The organism is Streptomyces viridochromogenes DSM 40736 (assembly GCF_000158955.1).
Taxonomy (GTDB): Bacteria; Actinomycetota; Actinomycetes; order Streptomycetales; family Streptomycetaceae; genus Streptomyces; species Streptomyces venetus.
Map to the genome: position 1 here is coordinate 2,764,478 of NZ_GG657757.1, position 25,936 is coordinate 2,790,413.

The 25,936-nt window shown below is 70.8% G+C and carries 18 protein-coding genes, 3 tRNA genes and 3 pseudogenes; 9 read left to right on the forward strand and 15 right to left on the reverse strand.

Features of this window, described 5'->3' with window-relative positions; translation table 11 throughout:
* Positions 1-62: 62 nt before the first annotated feature.
* Positions 63-3,011 (forward strand): CRISPR-associated helicase/endonuclease Cas3, encoded by a 2,949-nt coding sequence (locus SSQG_RS12095; RefSeq protein ID WP_003990046.1) that lies wholly within the window; start codon positions 63-65, stop codon positions 3,009-3,011.
* A gap of 1,464 nt (positions 3,012-4,475) precedes the next feature.
* On the opposite strand, the gene SSQG_RS42635 is transcribed toward SSQG_RS12095, so the two are convergent.
* Positions 4,476-4,778, reverse strand: a complete 303-nt coding sequence (locus SSQG_RS42635) for a UTRA domain-containing protein (protein ID WP_003990047.1) — start codon at positions 4,776-4,778, stop codon at positions 4,476-4,478.
* A 289-nt stretch (positions 4,779-5,067) separates the two neighbouring features.
* Positions 5,068-5,259 (reverse strand): annotated as a pseudogene (locus SSQG_RS42640) (GntR family transcriptional regulator); the annotation flags it as partial.
* 99 nt (positions 5,260-5,358) lie between these two features.
* On the opposite strand from SSQG_RS42640, the gene SSQG_RS12110 reads away from it, so the two are divergent.
* Positions 5,359-5,697 carry a hypothetical protein gene (locus tag SSQG_RS12110; RefSeq protein ID WP_003990048.1) on the forward strand — a complete coding sequence of 113 codons (339 nt, stop codon included), beginning with the start codon at positions 5,359-5,361 and terminating at the stop codon, positions 5,695-5,697.
* A gap of 32 nt (positions 5,698-5,729) precedes the next feature.
* Entirely contained in the window at positions 5,730-6,269 is a 540-nt protein-coding gene (locus SSQG_RS12115; RefSeq protein ID WP_003990049.1) for a DUF6415 family natural product biosynthesis protein, read from the forward strand.
* Positions 6,270-6,367: 98 nt separating this feature from the next.
* Here the strand turns inward: SSQG_RS12115 and SSQG_RS12120 are convergent, their stop codons facing one another.
* The 4 genes from SSQG_RS12120 to SSQG_RS12135 form a co-directional block, all read right to left on the reverse strand.
* Positions 6,368-6,556, reverse strand: a complete 189-nt coding sequence (locus SSQG_RS12120) for a hypothetical protein (RefSeq protein WP_158681025.1) — start codon at positions 6,554-6,556, stop codon at positions 6,368-6,370.
* 231 nt (positions 6,557-6,787) lie between these two features.
* Positions 6,788-6,864, reverse strand: a tRNA-Ile gene (locus SSQG_RS12125).
* A gap of 190 nt (positions 6,865-7,054) precedes the next feature.
* Positions 7,055-7,127: transfer RNA gene (locus SSQG_RS12130), tRNA-Asn, on the reverse strand.
* A gap of 5 nt (positions 7,128-7,132) precedes the next feature.
* Positions 7,133-7,205, reverse strand: a tRNA-Asn gene (locus SSQG_RS12135).
* Positions 7,206-7,365: 160 nt separating this feature from the next.
* Here SSQG_RS12135 and SSQG_RS12140 point away from each other — a divergent pair.
* The 4 genes from SSQG_RS12140 (at position 7,366) to SSQG_RS12155 (ending at position 13,109) form a co-directional block, all read left to right on the forward strand.
* Positions 7,366-7,671, forward strand: coding sequence for a YtxH domain-containing protein (locus tag SSQG_RS12140; RefSeq protein ID WP_039932475.1), 306 nt, complete (start codon positions 7,366-7,368; stop codon positions 7,669-7,671).
* Between the two features lie 180 nt (positions 7,672-7,851).
* Positions 7,852-9,306: a xylulokinase gene (locus SSQG_RS12145; RefSeq protein WP_039932477.1), complete on the forward strand. Its 1,455-nt coding sequence runs from the start codon at positions 7,852-7,854 to the stop codon at positions 9,304-9,306.
* Positions 9,307-9,447: 141 nt separating this feature from the next.
* The gene (locus SSQG_RS12150) at positions 9,448-11,181 is read left to right on the forward strand and encodes an ABC transporter ATP-binding protein (protein WP_003990053.1); all 1,734 of its coding nucleotides are present in this window, start codon (positions 9,448-9,450) and stop codon (positions 11,179-11,181) included.
* Positions 11,181-13,109 (forward strand): ABC transporter ATP-binding protein, encoded by a 1,929-nt coding sequence (locus SSQG_RS12155; protein ID WP_003990054.1) that lies wholly within the window; start codon positions 11,181-11,183, stop codon positions 13,107-13,109. Before SSQG_RS12150 ends, SSQG_RS12155 begins: the two co-directional genes overlap by 1 nt.
* Before the next feature lie 157 nt (positions 13,110-13,266).
* Here the strand turns inward: SSQG_RS12155 and SSQG_RS12160 are convergent, their stop codons facing one another.
* The 6 genes and pseudogenes from SSQG_RS12160 to SSQG_RS12185 form a co-directional block, all read right to left on the reverse strand.
* On the reverse strand, positions 13,267-14,583 hold the full coding sequence (locus tag SSQG_RS12160; protein WP_003990055.1) for an RNA polymerase sigma factor: 1,317 nt from the start codon (positions 14,581-14,583) through the stop codon (positions 13,267-13,269).
* Positions 14,584-14,670: 87 nt separating this feature from the next.
* Positions 14,671-16,587: a DNA primase gene (dnaG, locus tag SSQG_RS12165; RefSeq protein ID WP_003990056.1), complete on the reverse strand. Its 1,917-nt coding sequence runs from the start codon at positions 16,585-16,587 to the stop codon at positions 14,671-14,673.
* Between the two features lie 47 nt (positions 16,588-16,634).
* Positions 16,635-17,900 (reverse strand): NAD(P)/FAD-dependent oxidoreductase, encoded by a 1,266-nt coding sequence (locus SSQG_RS12170; protein ID WP_003990057.1) that lies wholly within the window; start codon positions 17,898-17,900, stop codon positions 16,635-16,637.
* 134 nt (positions 17,901-18,034) lie between these two features.
* A pseudogene (locus tag SSQG_RS12175) lies at positions 18,035-19,310 on the reverse strand (deoxyguanosinetriphosphate triphosphohydrolase).
* A 168-nt stretch (positions 19,311-19,478) separates the two neighbouring features.
* Complete coding sequence (locus SSQG_RS12180; protein WP_003990059.1) at positions 19,479-19,853, reverse strand: hypothetical protein; 375 nt, start codon at positions 19,851-19,853, stop codon at positions 19,479-19,481.
* A 54-nt stretch (positions 19,854-19,907) separates the two neighbouring features.
* Positions 19,908-20,714 (reverse strand): sirohydrochlorin chelatase, encoded by an 807-nt coding sequence (locus SSQG_RS12185; protein ID WP_003990060.1) that lies wholly within the window; start codon positions 20,712-20,714, stop codon positions 19,908-19,910.
* Between the two features lie 214 nt (positions 20,715-20,928).
* Here SSQG_RS12185 and SSQG_RS12190 point away from each other — a divergent pair, with 214 nt between their 5' ends.
* Together SSQG_RS12190 and SSQG_RS41330 are read left to right on the forward strand one after the other, a co-directional pair.
* Entirely contained in the window at positions 20,929-21,615 is a 687-nt protein-coding gene (locus SSQG_RS12190) for a SanA/YdcF family protein (RefSeq protein WP_003990061.1), read from the forward strand.
* A gap of 171 nt (positions 21,616-21,786) precedes the next feature.
* Positions 21,787-21,945 carry a hypothetical protein gene (locus SSQG_RS41330; RefSeq protein WP_158681027.1) on the forward strand — a complete coding sequence of 53 codons (159 nt, stop codon included), beginning with the start codon at positions 21,787-21,789 and terminating at the stop codon, positions 21,943-21,945.
* 133 nt (positions 21,946-22,078) lie between these two features.
* On the opposite strand, the gene SSQG_RS12195 is transcribed toward SSQG_RS41330, so the two are convergent.
* The 3 genes and pseudogenes from SSQG_RS12195 to SSQG_RS12205 all read right to left on the reverse strand — a co-directional run bounded on the left by SSQG_RS12195 (position 22,079) and on the right by SSQG_RS12205 (position 25,674).
* Positions 22,079-22,846, reverse strand: a complete 768-nt coding sequence (locus SSQG_RS12195; protein WP_003990062.1) for an enoyl-CoA hydratase-related protein — start codon at positions 22,844-22,846, stop codon at positions 22,079-22,081.
* Between the two features lie 32 nt (positions 22,847-22,878).
* A pseudogene (locus SSQG_RS12200) lies at positions 22,879-24,133 on the reverse strand (hypothetical protein).
* A complete protein-coding gene (locus tag SSQG_RS12205) occupies positions 24,130-25,674 on the reverse strand; it encodes an amino acid adenylation domain-containing protein (RefSeq protein ID WP_003990063.1) in 1,545 nt (514 codons plus the stop codon). The pseudogene SSQG_RS12200 and the gene SSQG_RS12205 overlap by 4 nt, the downstream one beginning before the upstream one ends.
* Positions 25,675-25,936 lie beyond the last annotated feature (262 nt).

Consider the following 25,936-nt stretch of genomic DNA (forward strand, 5'->3'; position numbering starts at 1 on the left):
GTTAAGGATGGGGACACTAACACCAATCGGGGGGTGATATGACAACTAGTCATAAATGGTCTGTGCGACGGCACTTCTTCATCTGGGCCAAGACCGACCAGCGCAGAATCAGTCGTCGTAGGGGTGGCCCAGCTTGGAATCCTCTGCTGGCTCACGCTCTCGACACCGCCGCCTGCGTCGCTCAGCTATGGGACCGCTATCTCCCCCTCACCGCATGGGCCCGGCTCGCCGACGCCTTCGGCGGCGGCCGTGAGGACACGGCGCGCCGAGTGGTGATGTTTCTGGCCGCCCTGCACGACCTCGGGAAGGGCTCCGGGTGCTTCCTGCGCATGTTCGGCACCAGCCGCTGGGACGGCCCCTACCTGCGGCAGGCCCGTGCCATGTGGGAACAGCAGGCACGCGCTGCTGGTCTTCCTCTCGGAGAGAATCTTGACGCCCAGCCCGGCGCGCGGCACGAGCACATCACCGCCCTACACATGCCACGGCTCCTCGGCTGCACCTGCGAGGACTGCGGTGGGGCCGGCTCGCCGTCAACCGGACTCCACACCGCCGCTGCTCTCCTCGGCGGCCACCACGGAGACATCCCCAGCCCCGACACCATCGGCCGGGCGGCCATGGCGGCCGACATCGCCGCCTGGCTACCGATCTACTCCGAACTCATCCAGGACACGGCCGAACTCATCGGTGTCGATCTCACCACCCTCCCCAAGTTGGTGGTACCCGAACGCCCCAGCGCAATGGTGCTGTTCGCCGGGCTGGTGATCCTCGCCGACTGGATCGCCTCCGACGAATCCCACTTCACCTACCGCTCCCTCACCACCAGCCCGCCCCAGTGGTGGCACGCCTCCAATATGCAGGCCCGCGCTGCGGTCACGCGACTGCGGCTGGACGCTTGGCAGCCCGATCCCGCCGCTGACTGGACCGACCTGTTCCCCGACACCCGGCCGCGTGTCTTCCAGTCCGCCGCCATGGCCGCCCTGCCCGCCGCTGGTCCGGCGCTCGTCATCGTCGAATCCGATACCGGATCGGGAAAGACCCACCTCGCCTTGTGGTGCGCCCACCACCTCGCCGTCACCTGCGGATACCAGGGCCTATACATGGCTATGCCGACCCGGGCCGCCGCCAACCAAACGGCCCGCGAGATCGCCGCCTTCATGGACCGGGCCCTCGGCGAGCAGAACACTGCCAACCTCGCCGTTGTCCATGCCACGGCGGAAGCCACCGACTTCGTCCACCAGCTCCTCGACGCCGGGCGAACCCGAGCACAGGCGGCACTCGACGGGCTCGAAGACTTCATCTCCACTCCCTCGCCCGACGACCCCCTGCAGCGCCGGGCCGTCCTCAGCCCCTGGTACCTGCGTCGCTGCCTGGGCCTGATCGCCCCGTTCGCCGTCGGCACCGTCGACCAGGTGGCCCTCGCCGCCCAGCCCAGCCATCACTGGATGCTGCGCATGTTCGGCCTCGCCGCCAAGACGCTCATCATCGACGAGGCCCACGCATACGAGCTCTTCCAGCAAGGTCTCCTCGAAGCCGCCATCGCATGGCTCGCCGATGCCGGCGCCTCCGTCGTCATCCTCTCCGCGACCCTGCCCACCGCCACACAAACCGCCCTCACCCGGGCGTGGTGCGAGGGCCACCGCGTCCCGGTGACAGAGAGAGGACAGACCGGCCCCATCACCGTCGTGGACCACCACGGCATCATCACCCGCACCGGCCGAACCGACGATACCGACCGAAGTAGCCACGGCGAACGGACCGCCCCGGCAGAGCTACACACCTTCATCGACTTCCTGCCCGATCCCGGCACGGCCGCCCTCGCTGCCCGCCTCTTCGACGAGGCCGGAAAAGGCGGAATCACCGTCGTCATGCGCAACCGCGTGGCCACAGCCGTCGACTTGTACAGGTCCGCCGCGCACTGCGCCCAGACGCACGGATGGTCACCGAGTGAGATCGTGCTCCTACACGGCCAGAACCTGCCCCGCTACCGCCTCCCTGGCGAAGACCTACTGACCAGGCACCTCGGCCCAGGCAAGGACCGCACCCGCCGCAACCCCGAGCGGCCAGACCGTCTTCTGGTCATCGCCACGCAAGTTGCTGAGCAGTCCCTCGACATTGACTTCGACCGGATCTACACCGACCTCGCGCCAATTGACGTCCTCATCCAGCGTCGTGGCCGCGTCCACCGGCACCAAGTCAACGACTCCTCACGGCCCGAAGCGTTCCGCAGGCCCCGCATGACCATTCTCATCCAGCCTGGGGCCAACGAACTGCCCATGGTCGAACCTCCGAATCCAGGCGAAGCCCGGCCTCAGGGCAACCCTGACAGCCACGTGTATCCCCCCTACCTCTTGGCCGCCACCTGGTACGCCCTCGTCCAACGCGCCCGGGAAGACGGCACCGTGCATCTCATCACACCCGCAGACACCACCCCATTGATCGAAGAGGTCTACGGCCCAAAACCCACTGTCGCCCACGCCCTCGGCGAGCTTCTCGACCGCACGTCACGCCGCCTGCAAAGCGAACACGGCAAAGAGGAGGGCCAGTCCCTCAGCCGTGCGTTCCGCCCCTTCACCCGCCGCGGCAGGTCAATTCCCGTGACCGACCTCGCATCCGGCAAGAGCCACGGCTCCGGCGACAGCGACGGCATCGTCGGCATCCGCGCCATCTCCCGCCTCAGTGAGCCTCCGATCGACGCCATCCTCCTGTACAAGCAGCCAAACGGCATCCTCAGTTACGACCGGTCCGGACAGCGACGCGCTGACCTCGCCCGCCATGGCGCCGACTCCCCCGCCCGCCGCCGACAACAAAAGGACCTCCTCCTCAACACCGCGTCCTTGCCCGCTCACTGGTTCACCGGAAACAACGCTCTCCCCCCGCCCGAGACCTGGCCGCCCATTCCCCGCCCGGCCCTGCGAAACCGCTACGTCGCCTTGCTCAACCCCAGCACCGGCGCTTGCATCAGTGGCCCCACCGGCATCACCTGCAGTCCCGCCACCGGCTTGGCCAGGTGAACCACGACAAATAGTTCAGCTAGCGGACCCAAGAGCTAGGGTGCTTTCCTGGCCCCACGCGGGCATAGGTCAAGAGCGCGTCCATTCTGACCTTTGGCCCCGCATACGCGGGGATACCTCCGGGCCGGTTTCTACGGCGCAGCTGGACCCTAGTACACGCAAACATGCATGATCTTCATGAACGTCGCAGGCCACGAAGGGTCGGCCTCGCGCACACGGGGATGCTCTAGGAGCTTCCAGATCTTCGGGCCGGGGACGCCGTCGGCCTCGTGCGTACGGGGATAGATCCGCGCTCATGCGGAGGGAGAAGGGCAACACGGCGCCTCGCTCGCACACGCCGGGGATAGCTCCACCCGGATGACGCTGGTGGCGGGCGCGGAGTTGTCGACCCTGCGCCCGCGGGGATAGCTCCAGGTCGACCGCGACGAGGTCGTCGCGGCAGAACTCGGCCCCACGCACGCGGGGATAGCCGAAGGTGGCCTTGTCCGCCGCGACCAGCGCCCTGCGGGCATACTCCTTACACAGCGCGTGCTACTGGGGGACGTTGCAGTCGGCCCCGCGCGCGGGGATAGGTCCGCGGTGGACGCCGGTACCGGTAACAACACCGTGTCGGCGCCGCGCACGCGGGGATAGTTCGGACGGCATAAACCTCCCCGAGGCCACCTACCTGTGGGCCCCGCACACGCGGGGATAGCTCCGGGATCCTTGCGCGCGGCGAGAACACGGCCGAGTCGACCCCGCGCGAGCGGGGATAGCTCCCGCGGCCCGTCGCTGATCGGTGGTGTGTGATAGGCGACCCCGCACAGGCGGGGATAGCTCCGTCCCGCGCTGCGGCACCGTGAACACGGGTCCGTTGACCCCGCGCAGGCGGGGATAGCTCCAGCTGGAACTACTGGAATAGTCTCGGCTACTGGTCGGCCCCGCAGGCGGGGATAGCCCCCACTCACAGGCGTGAACTGCCCCCGCATGCAGGCGCTCGGGTACGTCGCGATCGCCTTCCCGGCCAGTCTCTGGGCGCGCGTTCACGGCGACCGCAGCCACCACCTTTCCGGATGCCGTCGGGTCGGCGTGCGGGTGGAGGGCGTTCACCATCGACGTGGTGCTGGTGTCTGGCATGGAGGCCCCCCGCAGCACCTGAGAAAGGCAGGACGCTGATGGATGTGGGGGCACCGGTCGGCGGCGTGGTCGGTCTGCTGTCGGGGCCCCAGAGCCGGGTGACGAACCGGCGCGCCGACTCCACGGCGATCACTGAACGGCTCAAGGGGAGGTGAAGGAGGAATAGCCCCAGCGGAAGCTGCTGACGCAAGCACTCATCGGCCTTCACCAGCGGGCCCGGCGAGTCGGCCCGGACACTCCGGCGGCCCGGCCCCCTCGCCACTGGCCGAACTGAACCTCACACCCACGCGCCTGTGACAGCGGCCCCGCTCTCCTCCAGGAGGCGGAGCCGCTGCGTCGTGTCTAGGGTCAGTCGTCGAGCTCGATACGGAAGTCGACGATGGTGGTGTCGCCGCGGCGCACGATCGGGTGGGCGACCTCGACGACGCGGCCGGTGTCGGTGATGTGCCTGCGGGTGTACCGGAGGACCGGGACTCCGGAGCCGATGCGTAGCGTGGCCGCCTCCAGCTCGGTGGGCATGGCCGTCGTGAACGACTCGGTGATCGTGGTGACGCGGATACCGAGGCTCGCCAGCTGCGCCCGCGTCCCGCCCGGCCACGGCTCGTTGATGGGGTCGGCGACCGGAGTGCCGACGACGTCGGCCCAGCGCACGTAGCTGGTCGTTGTCGTAGAACACGAAGTGCCGCGCGAGCAGGCGCTCGCCCACCTCGCACTCGAAGAGAGCCGCCAGTTCGGCGTCGGCCTGGACCCGCTCGAACCGCTTGTCGAGCCGGTACTCGGACCAGCCGATCCCCTGATCCCGGGTGTACGGCGTCGACTTGCCGCCCGGGGTCGAGCGGTAGCGGTCAGCCGCCATCCGGTGGATCGCTGGGCGCGGCCGCACGAACGTACCGGCGCGGGCCCGGGACTCGATCAGTCCCTCGTTGGCGAGGAGACGCAGCGCGTTGCGGACGGTGATCTCTGAGACGCCGTATGCGCTGCAGAGATCCGGGAGCGTCGGGATGCGGTCACCGGGACCGAACTCGCCACCGGGTGCGATGCGGCGCCGCAGGTCAGCGGCGATCCGCAAGTACTCGGGTTGTGCCACGGCGATGCTCCCACCTTCGACGGTCGCGTCAATCTGTATACGCATACTCTCCCCTCCCGCTTGACCAGCGCCAACCACCCGGACATTCTGTATACAGAAAAGCGTTATCCGTATTCAGATAACCACGTCCTCCGGGGGATAACCATGCCCGAGTCGGGTCACACGTGGCGGAAGGCGTTCAAGGGCGAGCCCGTCGAGGCACGCCACGTCCGCCTGTGGACAGCCGGGCGCGTGAAGCACCCCGACGCCCCGCTCATCGCCGACGAACTGTTCGTCGCCGTCCTCGGCTCCGGCGCCCCCGTCGTCGAGATGACCCTCTCGACATCCGACACCCGCATCCGCATCACCGCCTTGGGCCCCGACCCGCTCCCGCTGCTCTACAGCCACGGCCCCGGGTGGGCCCTCGTCGCTGGCCTGTCCCACTCCGCTGGACTCACCACCGACGAGTGCGGGTTGTGGGCGCAGCTGGGGGCGCGGCGGTGACCACGAAGAAGACCAACCGTCAGGAGTCGAGGATGACCAGCCGTAAGACAACGATGGACCCGCCCGCCGAACTGCCCCAGCTGGCCGAACTGCCGCTGGACACCGCCACCATGCGCGCGGCCGCTGACCGCCTGCTCGCCGAGGACGCCGAGCTGCCCAGCCAGGACGAGCTGGAGACGCTCACGCTGCGGCTGCGCGGGCACCTCATGCTCACCATCCCCGAAGTGGAAGGGCTCGCCCGGCAGCTCCCCGAGGAAGTCCAGCCGCGCGTCTCCGCGCTCGCCGGCGTCGGCGAGGCCCGCACCCGGCTGGACTTGGAGCCCGGCTCCAACCTCCCCGCCGGCGTCGTACATGCCCAGCGACTCGCCCGCTCCGTCCTCGCCCTGTGCCGCCACTACGAGAACCTCACCCAGACCGTCGCCTACGTGCGCATGCTGGAGCACGGCGCGAGCTGCCCGGACTGCCGGAACATGGACGAGAACGGTGAGCCCACCCCGCCGTGTCCGATCATGGTCGCCCTGTACGAGGCGTACCGGCAGGCCAGCCGCGGCCCGGCGGCCGAGCCCAGGTAGACCTCGCCCGCCTCTACTCCTGATGCTCTGGAGGCGGGCGTCCCCGCGGCCCTGGTCGGCATCCCCCTGCCGACCAGGGCCGCTTCACGTCTCGCTGGTCAGTAGTCGCCGCCGTCGCCGCCGTCGCCGCCGTCACTACCGCCGCCCCCGTCGACGTCGCCCCCTGCATCGGTCCAGTCGTCGGGGCGGACCCACCCCGGGCTGCTGGCGTCGCCCTCTTCGCGCACTCCGCGGTGCTGCCTCGACACCTCGGTCAACCAGTCCCGCAGGAGAGGAAACAAAGGCATGGCAATCCCCTCGCTCATCGCATCGGGGTCAAAGTGGGGTTATCACCATGGTCAGACACCTGCGCTTGGGGCGCAGCTCGAAGCTTCGCCCCCCAACAAGGCGAGCTAGATCATCTGCCCTTCGGGCCAGCAGCGGGCCAGCTAGCGATCTTCAGAGACAACGAAGCCCCCTCCGGCAGAAGGGGGCCGACTCGGCGCCGCAGGTAGAAAGGGTTCTCCCCGCGTAGTGAGTGGTGGGGCGGGTGGGACTCGAACCCACGGCCGACGGATTATGAGTCCGCTGCTCTAACCGGCTGAGCTACCGCCCCATAGCGGCGTGTCGCGTACATGTGTGCGCGCCGTCTGCCGCAGCATAGCCGCTCATACGATCTCCTGCTTCGGCTGGGCGGCTTCGCACGGCCTTCGTGACCATGAGGACTGCGCCCAGTGCCGCGCGGTTCCCAGGAGATCGGAACAGACATGAAAAAGGACCCCGGTTGGGGGTCCTCGTTCACCATGCTCCCCCGACTGGACTCGAACCAGTAACCTGCCGGTTAACAGCCGGCTGCTCTGCCAATTGAGCTACGGAGGACCGAGCTCCCCGGACTGGACTCGAACCAGTAACCTGCCGGTTAACAGCCGGCTGCTCTGCCAATTGAGCTACCGAGGAAGGTCTCGTTTTGCATCGAACGCACCTACCTGGGTATCCGCCAGGGGGCGCGCGCTCGCTGCGACACATACATTAGCGCAAGCAGGGGGGTGCTTTGCCAATCGGTACTCCCCGGCGCCGACGCCGCACCGGAGACCTACGCAAGGAAAGGGTGGCCGCCATGCGTTACCGGCTCACGTTCGTCGCCGGAGTCGTCCTGGGTTACGTGCTGGGCACGAGGGCCGGACGCGAGCGCTACGAGCAGCTGAAGAAGACAGCCCAGCAGTTCGCACAGAACCCCGCCGTCCGCAACACCGCGGAGACCGCCGCACACCAGGGCCGTGAGTTCGCGGGCAAGGCGTACCACGTGGTCAGCGACAAGGTCGGGGACCGAGTCCCCGACTCGGTGGCCGAACGGGTCCGCCACCTCAAGGACCGAGCCGTCCACAACGGCGGCGAGGACGACTGGGGAACCAGTAACACGTAACAGTTCCTTCTCAGGCGCCGGCCCCGCGCCCCTGACCCTTCAGGGGCGCGGGGCCGTATCGATATGCGGCTCCGCCGCGTGCGTGCGACCAGCCACAACGAGCTCGCACACAAACACGGCGCCGCACCCCCACGGCGCCCACGGCCCAACCCGAGCGGAGTGTGCGGCAGAATTTTGGCCATGGGGATAGTCGCCGGGTTGGACAGTTCACCCGATTTCACTCGTATCGTCGTCTGTGACACGGACTCCGGAGCCGTGCTCAGGCAGGGATATGCGCCGCATCCGGTGGAGAGCCCCGAGGGCGGCGGCCGGCCGTCCGATGTCGATCCGCAGGCGTGGCTGCTGTCCCTGGGAGAGGCCGCCGGCGGCGGTCTGCTCGAGGGCGTGCAGGCGATCGGCGTGTCGGCGCAGCAGAACGCCGTCGTGCCGCTGGACGCGCAGGGGAACACCGTGCGTCCGGCGATGGTCGGCGGCGACAAGCGGACGCAGGTCGCGGCGGCCGATCTGGTCGACGCGCTCGGCGGGCGCGAGGCGTGGGCGCAGGCCGTGGGGTGTGTGCCGCAGGCCGCGCAGCCGGTGACGAAGCTGCGCTGGCTGGCCCGGACCGAGCCCGAGAACGCGCAGCGCACGGCGATCCTCCTCCAGGCGCACGACTGGCTGGTGTGGCAGTTGCTGGGCCGGCCGGTGCGGAGAACGACCGATCGGGGCGGGGCGTCCGGCACCGGGTACTGGTCGGCGGCGACCGGCGCCTACCGGCCCGATCTCATCGAGCTGGCGCTCGGGCACCAGGTGATGCTGCCGGAGGTGATCGGCCCGGCGGACGCGGCCGGTAGGACGCCGGAAGGGCTGCTGATCTCCGTCGGGACCGGCGAGACCATGGCGGCGGCGTTCGGACTGGGCATCGGCCTCGGGGACGCGGTCGTGTCGCTGGGCGCGTCCGGTTCCGTGATGGCCGTGCACCCCGAGGCGCTCGTCGACGGCTCCGGGATGATCACCGCTCTGGCGGACGCGACCGGCATGCACCTGCCCGTCGTCACCACGCTGAACGCCGTACGGACCCTGCGCGGGACCGCCGAGCTGCTGGGGCTGCCCGATCTGGAGAGCCTCTCCGAGCTGGCGATGAAGTCGACGCCGGGGTCGCACGGCCTGGTGCTGCTGCCCTATCTGGAGGGTGAGCGGACACCGAACCTGCCGCACACCGCCGGGACCCTGGCGGGGCTCCGGCGCGAGTCGATGAAGCCGGAGCATCTGGCGCGGGCCGCCTTCGAGGGCATGCTGTGTGGCCTCGCGGACGCGCTGGACGTGCTGCGCGGCCGGGGTGTGGAGGTGCGGCGGGTGTTCCTGCTGGGGCCGGCCGCCGAACTGCCCGCCGTGCAGGCCGCCGCGCCGTCGCTGTTCGGGACGCAGGTCGTCGTGCCCCAGCCGGCCGACTACGCGGCGATCGGCGCCGCCCGGCAGGCCGCCTGGGCGCTCGGCGTCTCCCAGGGCACGCTCGACGCGCGGAACCCGCCGGCCTGGCAGGGGCCGGTCGCGCAGGTGCTGGAGCCCGGGGAGGAGCTGGCCGTGGGGCAGGCGGTGCGCCAGCAGTTCGTGTCGGTGCGGGAGCAGACCCATCCGGGGGCGCTGCGGCCGTAGGCCGGTCGTGGAGATCCGGTGCGTCCCGGGGCGTTGTGACCGCCTGTTGGGTTAATTCGGTTGAGGTAACGCGGGTGGAGTGTCCGACGATAGGGGCCAGGGGCAACCAACCGCCCCGTCGTCCACTCCGAGAGAAGCAGCGTGCTCATACGACTTCTGCGGACCTATCTCAGGCCCTACAAGAGACCCATCGTCCTGCTGGTGCTGCTGCAGTTCCTGCAGACCTGCGCCACGCTCTATCTGCCGACGCTGAACGCCGACATCATCGACCGGGGTGTCGTGAACGGCGACACCGGCTACATCCTCGGCTACGGCGGCCTGATGATCGGCATCTCGCTGGCCCAGGTCGTGTGCAACATCGGTGCCGTGTACTACGGCGCCCGTACGGCGTCGGCGGTCGGGAGGGACGTGCGCGCCGCCGTGTTCGACCGGGTGCAGTCGTTCTCCGCGCGTGAGGTCGGTCACTTCGGGGCTCCGTCGCTGATCACCCGTACGACGAACGACGTCCAGCAGGTGCAGATGCTGGCGCTGATGACGTTCACGCTGATGGTGTCGGCGCCGATCATGTGCGTGGGCGGCATCGTGCTGGCGCTCGGTCTGGACGTGCCGCTGTCGGGTGTGCTGGTGGCGGTCGTGCCGGTGCTGGGCATCTGCGTGACGCTGATCGTGCGGCGGCTACGGCCGCTGTTCCGGGCCATGCAGGAGCGGCTGGACACGGTGAACCGGGTGCTGCGCGAGCAGATCACCGGCAACCGGGTGATCCGTGCCTTCGTCCGGGACGAGTACGAGCAGCAGCGCTTCCGCAAGGCCAACACCGACCTCACGGACTTCGCGCTGGGCACCGGCAACCTGCTCGCGCTGATGTTCCCGATCGTCATGACGGTGGTGAACCTGTCGTCGATCGCCGTGGTGTGGTTCGGTGCGCACCGGATCGACAGCGGCGGGATGCAGATCGGCGACCTGACCGCGTTCCTCGCCTATCTGATGCAGATCGTCATGTCCGTGATGATGGCCACCTTCATGTTCATGATGGTGCCGCGCGCGGAGGTGTGCGCCGAGCGCATCCAGGAGGTGCTGGACACCTCGTCCAGCGTCGTGCCGCCGTCCGCGCCCGTCACGGAGCTGCGCCGGCACGGGCATCTGGAGATCCGCGGGGCGGGCTTCCGCTACCCGGGTGCCGAGGAGCCGGTGCTGCGGGCCGTGGACCTCGTGGCCCGGCCGGGTGAGACGACCGCCGTCATCGGCTCGACCGGCAGCGGCAAGTCGACGCTGCTGGGGCTGGTCCCGCGGCTGTTCGACGTGACCGACGGGCAGGTGCTCGTGGACGGTGTCGAGGTGGCGGACATCGATCCGCGGCTGCTCGCGAGGACCGTCGGGCTGGTGCCGCAGAAGCCGTACCTCTTCGCGGGCACGGTGGCGACCAACCTGCGGTACGGCAACCCGGACGCCACCGACGAGGAGCTGTGGCACGCGCTGGAGGTGGCGCAGGGCAAGGACTTCGTCGAGCGGCTGGAGGGCGGGCTGGACGCGCCGATCGCGCAGGGCGGTACGAACGTCTCCGGCGGGCAGCGGCAGCGGCTCGCGATCGCCCGGACCCTCGTGCAGCGCCCTGAGATCTACCTCTTCGACGACTCCTTCTCCGCGCTCGACTACGCCACGGACGCGGCGCTGCGGGCCGCGCTCGCGCAGGAGACCTCGGAGGCCACCGTGGTGATCGTCGCCCAGCGGGTGGCGACCATCCGGGACGCCGACCGGATCGTCGTCCTCGACGAGGGCCGGGTCGTCGGCACCGGACGGCACCACGAGCTGATGGCGGACAACGAGACCTACCGGGAGATCGTGCTCTCCCAGCTCACGGAAGCGGAGGCTGCCTGATGGCCGGTCCGATGGGGCGGATGATGGCCGGGGGCGGCCCCGACCAGCGCTCGCTGGACTTCAAGGGGTCCGGCAAACGGCTCGTCGCACAGTTCCGGCCGGAGCGGCTGACCATCTACGTGCTGCTGCTGTGCGTGGTGCTGAGCGTCGGCCTGAGCGTCGTCGGGCCGAAGATCCTCGGGAAGGCGACCGACCTGGTCTTCGCGGGGATCGTCGGGCGGGGCATGCCGGAGGGGGCGAGCAAGGAGCAGGTCCTCGACTCCATGCGGCAGCGCGGGGACGGTGACGTCGCCGACATGCTGCGCAGCACCGACTTCACCCCGGGCGAGGGCATCGACTTCACCGCCGTCGGGCATGTGCTGCTGCTCGCGCTGGGCGTGTTCACGGTGGCCGGGCTCCTGATGGCCGTGGCGACGCGCCTGGTGAACCGGGCCGTGAACCGGACCATGTTCCGGATGCGCGAGGACGTGCAGACGAAGCTGTCGCGGCTGCCGCTGTCGTACTTCGACAAGCGCCAGCGCGGTGAGGTGCTGTCGCGCGCCACCAACGACATCGACAACATCGGGCAGACGCTCCAGCAGTCGATGGGGCAGCTCATCAACTCGGTGCTGACCATCATCGGTGTCCTCGCGATGATGTTCTGGGTCTCCTGGATCCTCGCGCTGGTCGCGCTGGTGACCGTGCCGCTGTCGTTCGTCGTCGCCACGCGCGTGGGCAAGCGGTCGCAACCGCACTTCGTGCAGCAGTGGCGTACGACGGGCAAGCTCAACGCGCACATCGAGGAGATGTACACCGGGCACACCCTGGTGAAGGTGTTCGGGCGGCAGGAGGAGTCAGCGCAGCAGTTCGCCGAGCAGAACGAGGCGCTGTACGAGGCCGGGTTCAAGGCGCAGTTCAACAGCGGGGTCATGCAGCCGCTGATGATGTTCGTGTCGAACCTGAACTACGTGCTGGTGGCGGTCGTCGGCGGGCTGCGGGTCGCCTCCGGCTCGCTGTCCATCGGCGATGTGCAGGCCTTCATCCAGTACTCACGGCAGTTCTCCATGCCGCTGACGCAGGTCGCGTCCATGGCGAACCTGGTGCAGTCGGGTGTCGCCTCGGCGGAGCGGGTCTTCGAGCTGCTGGACGCGGAGGAGCAGGGGGCCGATCCGGTGCCGGGCGTGCGACCCGAGGAGCTGCGCGGGCAGGTGGCGCTGGAGAACGTCTCGTTCCGGTACGACCCCGACAAGCCGCTGATCGAGGACCTGTCGCTGAAGGTCGAGCCCGGGCACACGGTCGCCATCGTCGGCCCGACGGGCGCGGGCAAGACGACGCTCGTCAACCTGCTGATGCGGTTCTACGACGTCACCGGCGGGCGTATCACCCTCGACGGGGTCGACATCGCACGGATGTCCCGGGACGAACTGCGCGCCGGGATCGGCATGGTGCTGCAGGACACGTGGCTGTTCGGCGGGACGATCGCGGAGAACATCGCGTACGGGGCGTCCCGTGAGGTGACCCGGGGCGAGATCGAGGAGGCGGCCCGGGCGGCGCACGCGGACCGGTTCGTGCGGACGCTGCCGGACGGGTACGACACGGTGATCGACGACGAGGGGACGGGGGTCAGCGCGGGTGAGAAGCAGCTGATCACGATCGCCCGGGCGTTTCTGTCGGACCCGGTGATCCTGGTGCTGGACGAGGCGACGAGTTCGGTCGACACCCGTACCGAGGTGCTCATCCAGAAGGCCATGGCGAAGCTCGCGCACGGGCGTACGTCGTTCGTCATCGCGCACCGGCTGTCGACGATCCGGGACGCGGACGCGATTCTGGTGATGGAGAACGGGGCGATCGTGGAGCAGGGGGCGCACGAGGAGCTGTTGGCGGCGGATGGCGCTTACGCGCGGCTGTACAAGGCGCAGTTCGCGCAGGCGGTGGCGGAAGTGGACTGAGTCGCGTCCGGGGGATGCCTCGGGCTGTCGCGGGGCGGCTGCGGGCCGGTGGGGGCCGGTCGCGCAGTTCCCCGCGCCCCTTGAGGACGTGCAGCCGGCGCGCCTTCAGGGGCGCGGGGAACTGCGCGAATCACCCCCACCGGCCCGCACACGGCAATCAGTCCAGATAACCCCTCAGCTGGTCCGCGAAGGCGTGGTCGCGGAGTTTGTTCAGGGTCTTCGACTCGATCTGACGGATGCGTTCCCTCGTCACGCCGAAGATCCTGCCGATCTCCTCCAGCGTGCGGGGGCGGCCGTCCGCCAGTCCGTAGCGGAGTTGGACCACCTTGCGCTCCCGCTCCCCCAGGGTCGACAGGACCGCCTCCAGGTGCTCCCTGAGCAGCAGGAACGCCGCCGACTCGACGGGGCTCGCGGCGTCGCCGTCCTCGATCAGGTCGCCCAGCGCGACATCGTCCTCCTCGCCGACGGGTGCGTGCAGCGACACCGGCTCCTGGGCGAGCCGCAGCACCTCGCCGACCCGCTCCGGGGGCAGTTCCAGGTGCGCGGCGACCTCCTCGGGCGTCGGTTCGTAGCCCCGTTCCTGGAGCATGCGGCGCTGGACACGGACGACGCGGTTGATGAGCTCCACGACGTGGACCGGGACCCGGATGGTGCGGGCCTGGTCGGCCAGGGCGCGGGACATGGCCTGGCGGATCCACCAGGTGGCGTAGGTGGAGAACTTGTAGCCGCGGGCGTAGTCGAACTTCTCGACGGCCCGGATGAGTCCGAGGTTGCCCTCCTGGACGAGGTCGAGCATGGTCAGCCCGCGGCCCACGTAGCGCTTGGCGACGGAGACGACGAGCCGCAGGTTGGCCTCGATGAGCCGGCGTTTGGCCATCCGGCCCATGACGACGAGCCGGTCGAGGTCCACCGCCAACTGGCTGTCCAGGTCGGGGGCGAGCCGCAGTTTCTCCTCGGCGAACAGGCCGGCCTCGACACGGCGGGCGAGTTCGACCTCCTCGGCGGCGGTCAGCAGGGGGACGCGGCCGATCTCCCGCAGGTACTGGCGGAAGAGGTCCGAGGAGGGGCCGCTGGTGTCGGGGCGGGCCGGTGGGGGTTCGACGGCCTCGGGGGCTTCGGCCGTCTCGACGGTCCCGGCGGGCGGCTCCTGCGGCTCCGGTTCCGCCTCCCCTTCCGTCTCGGGGTGGAGCACGGCGCGGCTCTGGGCCGGGACGGCCGAGAGGACGTCGGCCTCCGGGTCCGGCGCGGGGTCGCCGGCGCCGGCGCCGGCGGCAGCACTGACGGCGGTCTGGGTGAGGGTCTGGGTCTGCACGGGGGCGACCTCCAGGATGATCGCTGCCATGGGGGGCGGCAGCGGTACTTCGGGAGCGGAGTCGGCGGCCTCGCCGCTGTCCGTCCCGTACGCGATGAACGGAACCGCGGGGGTGTGGGACCCGCCGGTGACGGATCGGCCGCGCTCCGAGGACTCAGGCACCGCAACCCAGTGTGGGGGAAGACACACAGTCCCCCACGAGGGGCGTGCGATGACTTTTTGCGTCCGGCCCGTGACCGCGCGGTGACGTCAGAGCGCGGCGGCGCCCTGCACCCGGAGGGTCTGGTCGTACTGCTGGAGGACCCAGAGTTCGTTCTGCACGGCGGCCAGCTGGGCCGGGTCGCCGTGGGTGCCGAGGCGGGTGAGCTGGCTCTGGATGTCGCGGATGCGGCGCTCGACGGCGCGGCGGCGGACGGTGACCAACTGGGCGCCCGCGTAGACCTCGTCGACGCCCTTGGTGCCCTTGTGCAGCAGGATCGCCTCGACGGCCAGTTCCGTGACCATCGCGCGGACCGCGTCGTCGGGGGCGGCCTCGCGGACCTTGACCAGGTAGCCCTGGGGGTCCTCGACGCCCGGTTCGGAGCCCCCCGCGTCGAGGATGGCCTGGCGTACGGCGGCGTAGGGCGGGGCGGTGAACTCGTCGATGCCGTACGCGTCGAAGGCCGGAGAGACCAGCTCGGGGCGCTGGAGGGCGAGTTTGAGGAGTTCGCGTTCGGTGGCGTAGACGGGGTTGCGGAGGTTGAGGGCCGGGCCGCGGGGGGCGGCGGACGGCTGGGCGTACTGCTGTGCGGCGTGCTGGTGCCGGTCCGGGGCCGGGCCCTTGCCGCCGCGTTCACGGGCCCAGCGGGCCAGCTGGGCCACGCGCTTGACCACGAACTGGGTGTCGAGGATGCCGAGCATGCCGGCGAGCTGGACGGCGACCTCGTGCTGGGCGCCGCTGTTCTTGATGCGGGCGACGACGGGGGCCGCCTCGTCCAGGGCGGCGGCGCGGCCCGCGGGGGTGTCGAGGTCGTAGCGGCCGACGATCTGGCGGAGGGCGAACTCGAAGAGCGGGGTGCGGGGTTCGACCAGGTCGGCCACCGCTTCGTCGCCCTTGGCGAGGCGCAGGTCGCAGGGGTCCATGCCGTCGGGGGCGATGGCGATGTAGGTCTCGGCGGCGAACTTCTGGTCGTCCTCGAAGGCGCGCAGGGCCGCCTTCTGGCCGGCCGCGTCGCCGTCGAAGGTGAAGATGACGCGGGCCGAGCCGTTGTCCATCAGCAGCCGCCTGAGGATCTTGATGTGCTCGCCGCCGAAGGCGGTGCCGCAGGTGGCGATGGCGGTGGTGACCCCGGCGAGGTGGCAGGCCATGACGTCCGTGTAGCCCTCGACGACGACCGCGCGGGACGCCTTGGCGATGTCCTTCTTCGCCAGGTCGATGCCGTAGAGGACCTGGGACTTCTTGTAGATCGCCGTGTCGGGGGTGTTGAGGTACTTGGGGCCGTTGTCCGCCTCGTACAGCTTGCGGGCGCCGAAGCCGACGACGTCGCCGCCGATGTCGCGGATGGGCCACATCAGACGGCCCCGGAAGCGGTCGATGGGGCCGCGGCGGCCTTCCTGGGAGAGGCCGGAGAGGAGGAGCTCCTTGTCGGTGAAGCCCTTGCCGCGCAGATAGCGTGTGAGGTGGTCCCAGCCCTGGGGGCTGTAGCCGACACCGAAGTGGACGGCGGCGGCCTGGTCGAAACCGCGCTCGGCGAGGAAGACCCGGCCGGTGTCGGCCTCGGGGGACATGGCGAGCTGTTCCGCGTACCACTCCGCGGCGATCTTGTGGGCCTCGACCAGGCGGATCCGTTCGCCGCGCTGGTGGGAGGGGTTGTAGCCGCCCTCCTCGTAGCGCAGGGTGATGCCCGCCTGGCCGGCCAGGCGCTCGACCGCCTCCGAGAAGGAGAGGTGGTCGATCTTCATCACGAACGTGAGGGTGTCGCCGCCCTCCTGGCAGCCGAAGCAGTGGAACAGGCCCTTGCTGGGGCTGACCTGGAAGGAGGGCGACTTCTCGTCGTGGAACGGGCAGAGACCCTTGAGGTTGCCGCCGCCCGCGTTGCGCAGCTGGAGGTACTCGGACACCACGGCGTCGATCGGGACCGCGTCCCGTACCGCCTTCACGTCCTCGTCGTTGATCCGTCCTGCCACGCGTGAATTCTACGGTGGCCCGCCGACAGTCCTGACAGCCCTGACGGCTACGAGGCGAGACTCTCCAGCGGCACGTGCGGGTCCGCCAGCGACTCGGTGTTCACCCGGGCCCGGGAACGGACCAGGTGCTGGATCTTGTCCGTGACATCCCACACGTTCACGTTCATGCCGGCCAGCACCCGGCCGTCCTTCACCCAGAACGCGATGAACTCGCGCTTGCCGGCGTCCCCGCGGATCACCACCTGGTCGTAGGTGCCCGCCGGTGCCCAGCCGGAGTACTCCATGCCCAGGTCGTACTGGTCGGAGAAGAAGTAGGGCACCCGGTCGTAGGTCACGTCGTGGTCCAGCATGGCGCGCGCGGCGGCCGGTCCGCCGTTCAGCGCGTTGGCCCAGTGCTCCACCCGCAGGCTCGTGTCGAAGAGGGCGTGGGGGAAGGAGGCCACGTCTCCGGCCGCGTAGATGTCGGGGTCGGAGGTGCGCAGCCGCTCGTCGACCACGACGCCACCGCCCTGCGCCCGGTCGGCGATCTCCAGCCCGGCCGCCTCCGCGAGAGCGACCCGCGGGGCCGCGCCGATCGCGGCCAGGACGTCGTGCGCCGGGTGCTCCTCGCCGTCGTCGGTGCGGGCCGCGAGGACCATGCCGTCCTGGCCGACGATCTCCGTCAGCCGCCTGCCGAAGTGGAAACGCACGCCGTGCTCACGGTGCATCTCGGCGAAGAGCCCGCCGAGCTCCGGGCCCAGCACGCCGTGCAGCGGGGTCGGCCCGTGCTCGACGACGGTGACCTCCGCGCCGTACTCGCGGGCCGCCGCCGCGACCTCCAGGCCGATCCAGCCGGCTCCGGCGATGACCAGGTGGCCGTTGTCCCGGCCGAGGTTGGTCAGGACGTGTTTGAGGCGCTCGGCGTGGGCGAGGCGGCGCAGGTGGTGCACGCCGGCCAGGTCCGTACCCGGGATGTCCAGGCGGCGGGGCTCGGCGCCGGTGGCCAGGAGCAGCTTGTCGTAGCGGGCGACGGTGCCGTCCTCGCCGAAGCGGACCGTCTTCGCCGTGCGGTCGATCGCGTCGACGGTCTGGCCGAGGTGGAGCTCGATGTCGTTGGCCGCGTACCAGGCGGCCTCGTGCACGAAGACGCTGTCGCGCTCCTCCTTGCCGAGGAGGTAGCCCTTGGACAGCGGCGGGCGCTCGTAGGGGTGGTCACGTTCGTCGCAGATCAGTATCACGCGGCCGGTGAAGCCCTCCGCGCGGAGCGTCTCGGCCGCCTTGGCGCCCGCCAGTCCGCCTCCGACGATGACGAATGTCTGATCCGCGTCGACCACTTGGTGCCTCCTCGTAATGATGTCGCCACTTGCGAGCGTCCCGCACGGAGCGTGATGCGGGAAGAGGGAGTGACCCGATCAGGCCACGGAGGGTCACCTTCGGGGGCGCTCGCGTCCCCCGTGTCGCGTCAGTCTCACGCGTGCCCCGCCAGGCGGGCGTGAAGCGAGCGGGCCGAGGTGTACGGTGAGGGAGGCGATCTGGTCGACGATCACCCGTATGCGGGACCGGTCGTCGCCCGCCCGGTCGAACAGGGCGCGGAACTGCGGGTCCAGGCCCTCCGGGGCGAAAACGGTGAGCGCCTCGGCCAGTCCGGCGACGACGACGCGCTGGTCGGCGCGCAGGCGTTCCTGCTCGGCGCGCTGCATGACGTACCGGTCGGCGACGGCCTTGAGGACGGCGCACTCCATCCGGGTCTCGCGCGGGACGACCAGTTCGGCGGCGTACCGGGTGAGCCGTCCGGCGCCGTACGCGGTGCGGGTCGCGGTCTCGGCGGCCAGGCAGAAGCGGCCGATGAGCTGGCTGGTGGCGTCCTTCAGCCGGGCCTGGGCCACGGCGGTGCCGTCATAGCCGTGCGGCCACCACTCCTGGGCGAGGAGCCGGTCCAGGGCCTCGGCGAGCTCGGCGGGGTCGGTGTCCGCGGGTACGTAGCGGCCGATGGCGACCTGGAAGACGTCCTGCCGCTCGGGGTCGGCGTGCAGGCAGTCCGGGTCGATGTGGCCGGCGTGCAGGCCGTCCTCCACGTCGTGCACCGAGTAGGCCACGTCGTCGGACCAGTCCATGACCTGCGCCTCGAAGCAGGTGCGGGTGCCGGGGGCGTCCTTGCGGACCCAGTCGAAGACGGGGCGGTCGTCCTCGTAGACGCCGAACTTGTTCGACGCCGGGTCGGTGGGGTGGGCGCCGCGGGGCCAGGGGTACTTGGTGGCGGCGTCGAGGGCGGCGCGGGTGAGGTTGAGGCCGACGGAACCCTCCGGGGTGAACCGTTTGGGTTCGATGCGGGTGAGGAGTCTGAGGGACTGGGCGTTGCCCTCGAAGCCGCCGCAGTCCGCCGCGAACTCGTTGAGGGCCTGTTCGCCGTTGTGGCCGAAGGGCGGGTGGCCGAGGTCGTGGGAGAGGCAGGCGGCTTCCACAAGGTCCGGGTCGCAGCCGAGGGCCGCGCCCAGCTCTCGGCCGACCTGGGCGCATTCGAGGGAGTGGGTGAGACGGGTGCGGGGGCTGGCGTCCCAGGCCGGGCCCAGGGTGCCGGGCGTCACCACCTGGGTCTTGCCGGCGAGGCGGCGCAGGGCGGCGGAGTGGAGGACTCGGGCCCGGTCGCGCTGGAAGGCGGTGCGGCCGGGGCGTTTGTCGGGTTCCGGGGCCCAGCGGTCGACTGACGTCGGGTCGTAGGCCGTGGGGTGTGCGGTGCCGTCCATGGCTCGACACTAAGCGCCCGTGCGGGTGCCGGGTTCTGTTTTCGGGCGTGTGCGGATGGTTCGTGACGGGTCGCGCCCGGCGCGGCGGACCGCCCCGCGCTGCGGACCGCCGGGCCCGGGGACCGCCAGGCCCGGGGACCGCCGGGCCCGGGACCGCCGCGGCCGGGCCTACGCCCTGACCGTGGTGCGGGTGCAGGTGCCGTCCTCGTAGTGGTCGCCGTGCTTCAGGCAGATGCCGAGCACCAGCTTCTTGCCCTCCGGGAAGTCGAGGTTGAACTCGCGGCCCGAAAGGCCGTCCGGGTCGTAGTACGAGAAGTCCCTGCCGCCGAGGGACACCGAGACGCTGCGGCCGTCGTCGGCGTAGTCGATGACCGTGAGCCGGTCGCCCTTGCTCTTGAACAGTGCCCGCCCTGCGCCCGCTTTCAGGTCACCCCACTTGAGGGTCTCCACCTTGCCGTCGGCCTGGGCCGGAGAGGCGAGCGTCAGGATCATCAGGGCGCTCGTGGCGAGGACGCCCATGGCCGTTCGCCTGTGGTTCTTCATGCTGAGTCGGAGCCCCCTTCTCGACGCGCCGCTCGTCGGCGCACGCGTTTCACGCTAGGAGGCCGCGGCGTGGATTTCCTCAGCGTCGAGTGCACAGGTACTTGGCGATGCGTCCACTCGGCGGGTCGCCAGGGTCTCGTCGTAGCGGTGGAGGAGGAGGTCGGCCATGGCCGGGTGGGTGCCGAGGGGGGCGGCCGCGATCCAGGGGGCCGCCTGGGCGCATTCCGTGGCGAAGCGGCCCGGGGCCGTGAAGTAGGAGGACAGGGCTATGTGGTGGCGGCCCCTGGCGAGGAGGGTGCGGACGGCGTTCGGGACCGTGGGGGTCGCCGCTGAGGCGTAGGCCGGGATGACGGGGACGCCCAGGCGGGCCGCCAGGAGGTGGGCCGTGCGGGCGGTGTCCGCCTTGGCGTCCGGGTCGCGGGAGCCCGCCGCGGCGAGTACCACCGCGCTGTCGCGGCGGGGCGTTCCGCCCCAGCCCGCCTCCGTCAGCCGGGCCTGGAGGGCGTCGACCAGGAGCGGGTGCGGGCCCAGGGGGGCGGCCAGGCGGGTGCGGGCCGGGGCTGCCGCGGCCATCTCGGGGATGTCCCGCTTGACGTGGTAGCCGCGGCTGAGGAGGAGGGGGATGAGGACCGCCTCCGTGTCCCCCAGGGCGGCGAGGGTGTCGGGGAGCAGGGGCTCGTTCAGTTCGATGTGCCCCAGGTGCACCGGAAGGCCGGGCCGCAGTGCCCGGACCCGGTCGAGGAGCGCGCGTACCGTGCTCAGCGCGCGTGGGTCGCGGCTGCCGTGCGCCACGACGACGAGGGCGGGCGGCGCCGGGCGACGTGGGGCGGTCGGCGGGACGAGGCTGAGCTGGCTGGGCATGGATCGATGGTCGCGGCGCCACGTTGCCTTCCCGTTGCGCGGGTGTCACGGGTGTTTTCCGGCGGTTCACCGTGCGGGACGGGTGGTGTGTGAGCCGCCCTGACCTGGGGCTTCAAGGACCGGAGTGAAGCTGCTCACGCGCCGGTGGATGAACCGGGCGGCCCGGCTGGACGTCCCTGACTGTCGAGGGGCCGACCTGGGGAGGGACCGTCCGATGCGCCGTCCGAAGTTCCGCAGACCGAGGCTGCCGCGTACCCGAAAGGGGCAGCGGCGGCTCGTACAGGCCGTCATGGGCGCGTGTGTGCTCGCGCTGCTTCCGGCGGCCTGGATGTACGTGGTGGCGGGTGACCGGCTGCGGACGGCGGCGGAGGTACCGCGTACCGATGTCGCCGTGGTGTTCGGTGCCGGGTTGTGGGACGGGGAGCCCTCGCCGTACCTCGCGCACCGGCTGGACGCGGCGGCCGGACTGTACCGGGAGGGTCGGGTCGAGGTGGTGCTCGTCACCGGGGACAACAGCCGCGAGGACTACGACGAGCCGGACGCGATGCGCGCGTATCTGACGCGGCACGGCGTGCCCGACCGGCGAATCGTCAGTGACTACGCGGGGTTCGACACCTGGGACTCCTGCGTGCGGGCGAAGAAGATCTTCGGTGTGGACGAGGCCGTGCTGATCAGCCAGGGGTTCCACATCCGGCGGGCGGTGGCGCTGTGTCAGGCGGCGGGGGTCGAGTCGTACGGGGTGGGGGTGGACGCCGTGCACGACGCGACCTGGTACTACGGGGGTGCCCGGGAGGTCCTCGCCGCCGGGAAGGCGGTTCTGGACGCGGTGTTCCGGCCGGATCCCCGGTTCCTCGGGCCTCAAGAGCCGGGTGTGGAGCGGGCGTTGGCCACAGCCGAATAGCCTGTCGGGCAGATTTGGACTTTCCCTACGGACGGGTTTGACGCGCACATTTCACACCCGAGCGTGAAAAACGCCATTGAGCCGCTCTCCGTGACCGCGCGATCACGCTTAGCGTCTTCGCCGTGCGGCGGCGGATCGGGCCGCCGTCGCGAACTGGGAAAAGGACACCTGATGACTCGACTTCGCTCCGCGCTGGTGATGGCCGCCGCGGGCGCGCTGCTGGCCGTACCGACGGTCAAGGCCCCGGAGCCGGGCTGCGCGAAGCTCGGCGCCTACGGCCAATGCTGGGCGGACATCCACAACGTGTGCGGGCACACCATCTCCGCCTGACCAGGCTCGGCTCATGAAGGGTTGCCGGGGGCGGGAGCACGTCCGGCGCGCTCCGTGCCCCGTCCCCGGCTTCCCGGCCGTCCGGTGACCGGCCGTCCGGTGACTGGCTGTCAGCTTCTCCGGTGACCGGCTGTCAGCTTCCGTCGAAGCGCGGCGGGCGCTTCTCCAGGAACGCCGTCATCCCCTCCCTCTGGTCGGCGGTGGCGAACAGGGCGTGGAACACCCGCCGTTCGAAGCGGATACCGTCCCGCAGGCCCGTCTCCAGGGCCATGTCGACGCACTCGCGGGCCGCCCTGACCGCCGGACGGCCGTACGCGGCGATCGTCGCCGCCGCGTCGAGGGCCTCGGGCAGGACCCGGTCGTCCGGGACCACCCGGGAGACGAGACCGCAGCTTCCAGCCTCCCGTGCGTCCATGGTGCGGCCGGTGAGAATCAGGTCGAGCGCCTTCGCCCGGCCGATGAGACGGGTCAGCCGCTGGGTGCCGCCGATGCCGGGGATGACGCCCAGTCTGATCTCGGGCTGGCCGAAGACCGCCGACTCCCCCGCCACGACCAGGTCGCACATCATCGCCAGCTCGCACCCGCCGCCCAGGGCGGGGCCGTTGACGGCGGCGATCTTCGGGGTGCGGAGGTCCGCGAACTTCTCCCAGGGGGCGAAGTAGTCCTCGGCCATCATGTCGACGGCCGACTTCCCCGCCATCTCCTTGATGTCCGCGCCGGCCGCGAACACCTTCTCCGAGCCGGTGACGACGAAGCACCCGGTCTCGGGATCCGCGTCCAACGGGCGCAGCACACCCAGGAGTTCGGTGAGCAGCTCACCGCTGAGCGCGTTGAGGACGTGCGGCCGGTGCAGGCGGACGGTCACCACGCGGCCGTCGCGTTCGACTTTCAAATGGTTCATCTCTCCTCCTTGTCTCCTCCCTGGAAGGGGCGTCACGAGTCCCAGATCGCGCCGTACGCCGGAATCCCCCGTCGCTCCAGGCCGTGCACCACCTGCCAGGTCAGCCGCTTGTTGGAGATGCAGATCACCGCCTCCGCGCCGAAGTCGCGGTAGGCGTCGTGGGCGAGCCGCACCATGTCGGGCTTGCCGTGCAGGGAGGTGTCCCAGACCAGGGCGTGCGGCTGGACGGCGAGGATCTCGTCGATGAGCGCGTCGCCGTAGGTGGCCCGCGGGTCGCGGGTCGCCCAGACCAGGCGGGAGGGGACCTCGGCGGCGAGCAGGTGGGGCAGGCAGGGGCCGATGCCGCTGCCGGTCGCCACGTAGACCACCTTCCGGAACAGAATCTCGATGTTGGCGACGCCGGCCGTGGTGATGCCCTTCACCCACACCCGGTCGGGCAGGTCGTCGATGAAGGAGCCCGTCCAGTCACCGGCCCGGGAGATGGTGAGCCGGAAGCACGGACTCGCCGGGGGCCGGGACGTTGGCGAACGAGTGCCATTCCCTCAGCGGGCTGCGGCTGATCGTGGTGGACGAGCCCGCGAAGGGCGTCTCGCCGTGGTCGAAGCGGCCAGCACGACGTGGAGGAGGGGCGGGCGTTCGAGGCGTACGTGGGGGCCAGCCGCAGCCAGGGCAGGGCCACGCTGAAGGTGAGAGCGCGAGCACGCCGACCTCCAGGGGGCCCGGCGACGAGAGCAGCGTGTGCGTCCAGAACAGGGCCAGAGCCGTCCAGCCCCCGAAGCGGTGGATCCTCTCGAAGTGGTCGTGGTGCCGGGAGCGGAAGGGCGGCAGGGCGGTGGCGATGATCAGCGCGAGGAGGGCCAGCAGGGCCCAGCCGACGGCCCTGAGCGGGCCGTCCGGTGTCGTCGCCGTCAGCGCCAGGAACCAGGCCGTTCCCGCCAGTGCCCCGCCCACGTGCAGCCCGCCGAAGTGGTACACCTTCCCGAGCGTCCAGCGGACCTTCAGCGGCCAGTGCGTGGGGGCCGAAGTCGCCATCCGGAAGAGGAGGTTGACGACGTACTGCTGGCGTACGAGGACGGCGAGGGCGAGGTTGGCGAGGGCGGCGTGCCCGAGGGTGGGGGTGGCCAGGGGCCAACCGGCCCAGAGGAAGGCCGCGTTGGCCGCGAGGACCAGGGCCGCCAGGCGGTTGTAGTGCATCAGGCGGGGGTGCTTCCACAGGCGGCGGGCGGCGGGGAGGAGCGGCGGGAGTTCGGCCGCGTCCGCGTGCGCCCTCGGCGGCGAGGTGGTCATCGGGCCACCGCCACACGCTCCTCGACCATTCCCAGCAGCGCCTGTTTGTCGACCTTGCCGCGGTCGGTCTCGGGGAGCAGGGCGAGCGGCAGAACCTGGTCGGGGACGCAGTAGTACGGCAGGACGTCCGCGACCGCGCGGCGGGCCGCGTCCGGGTCGACGTCCGCCGGGCAGACGAAGGACACCAGGGTGCGGGCGTCGCGCCTCAGGGTGACGGCGCGGGTGCAGCCGGCGGAGGACTCCAGGACGGAGGAGACGGAGTCCAGCTCGACGCGGAAGCCGCGCACCTTGACCTGGTCGTCGGTGCGGCCGAGGTGCTCCAGCTCGCCGTCGGGGGTCCAGCGGCCGAGGTCCCGGGTGCGGAACATGCGGCGGCCGCCGCCGAGGAACGGGTCGGGGGCGTAGCGCTCGGCGTTGAGGGCGTCGTTGCCGAGGTAGCCCGCGGAGACGCAGTCGCCGCCCGCCCACATCTCGCCGGTCTCGCCGACGGGCAGGGGGCGGCGGTCGGCGTCGAGGACGTAGACCGTGTTGTTGGGGGTCGGGCGGCCGATGGTGAGCAGCGGGGCGGTCGGGTCGTGGCGGCTCATCGTGTTGACGATGGTCGTTTCCGTGGGGCCGCAGCAGTTGTGGAAGGCGGCCTGTCCGGCCCATCGGTCGGCGAGGGGGCGCGGGCAGGGCTCCCCCGCTACGGCGACGGTGCGCACGCGCGGGCAGGCGGCGGGGTCGAGGCCGGACAGCACGGTCGGGGTGGCGATCAGCACGTCGGCGGTGCGGGCCGCCGCCGCGATGTCCTTGCCCCGGATGACGAGGGTCCCGCCGTGGGTGAGGCAGCCGAGGATCTCCCAGGCCGCCATGTCGAAGGCGATGTTGAGGAGCTGGGCGACCCGGTCGCCGGGGCGGACGCCCAGGCCGCCCGGCTCGGTGAGCAGCAGGTTGGCGACGTTGCGGTGGGTGACCTTCACGCCGTTGGGGCGGCCGGTGGTGCCGGAGGTGAACAGGACGTAGGCCCCGTCGTCGCCGGTGACGCGCGGGCGCGGGGCCGGGGCGTACGGCTGCGGCTGCGGCTGCGGCTGCGGCTGCGGCTCGTCGAGCGGGATCAGGAGGTGGCCGTCCGGGAGCGGGACGCGGTGGGCGTGTTCGGCGACCGTGAGGACGACCCGGGTCCGGGCGGTGCGGATGACGTGGGTGAGCTGGGCCGGGGGCGCGAGGCCGATGTCCTGCGGGACGTAGGCGGCGCCGGCCTTCAGGATGCCGAGCAGGCCGACGAGCATCGGCAGCGAGCGGCGGACGAACAGGCCGACGTGGTCGCCGGGCCGTACGCCCTCGCGGACCAGGCGGGCGGCGAGGGCGTCGGCGTACCGGTCGAGCTCGCCGTAGGTGAGGTGCGCGCCCTGGTGTTCGGCGGCCACGGCGTGCGGGGCGGCCAGGGCGTGCCGGGCGACGGCGTGGTGCAGGAGCGGGTCGGGGACGGGGACGGTGGGGCCCCGTCCGTACTGCCGGAACAGGTGCCGGTCGTGGGGGGTCAAGTGGCGCAGAGGCATGATCGGGTGGCCTCCTGGCTGTTTCGAGTGTCGGATTGCCACAGCGGTGGAGCCGCGGTGGATGCAGCCGTGAGCGGCGGGCATGCCCGGTGGTCGAACGCCGTGCGGAGTCGTGCGAGCGCTGCGCGTAGCGAGAGCGTAGTGCTGCTGCTTCAACACTCAACAAGGTCGGACCGGACAAGAAAGGAACGCAATGAGCCACATGTGGCGTTTTTCGTCACAAGGGCAACGTGAGCGCAGGTCGGCGACGACCTGAAGGTGG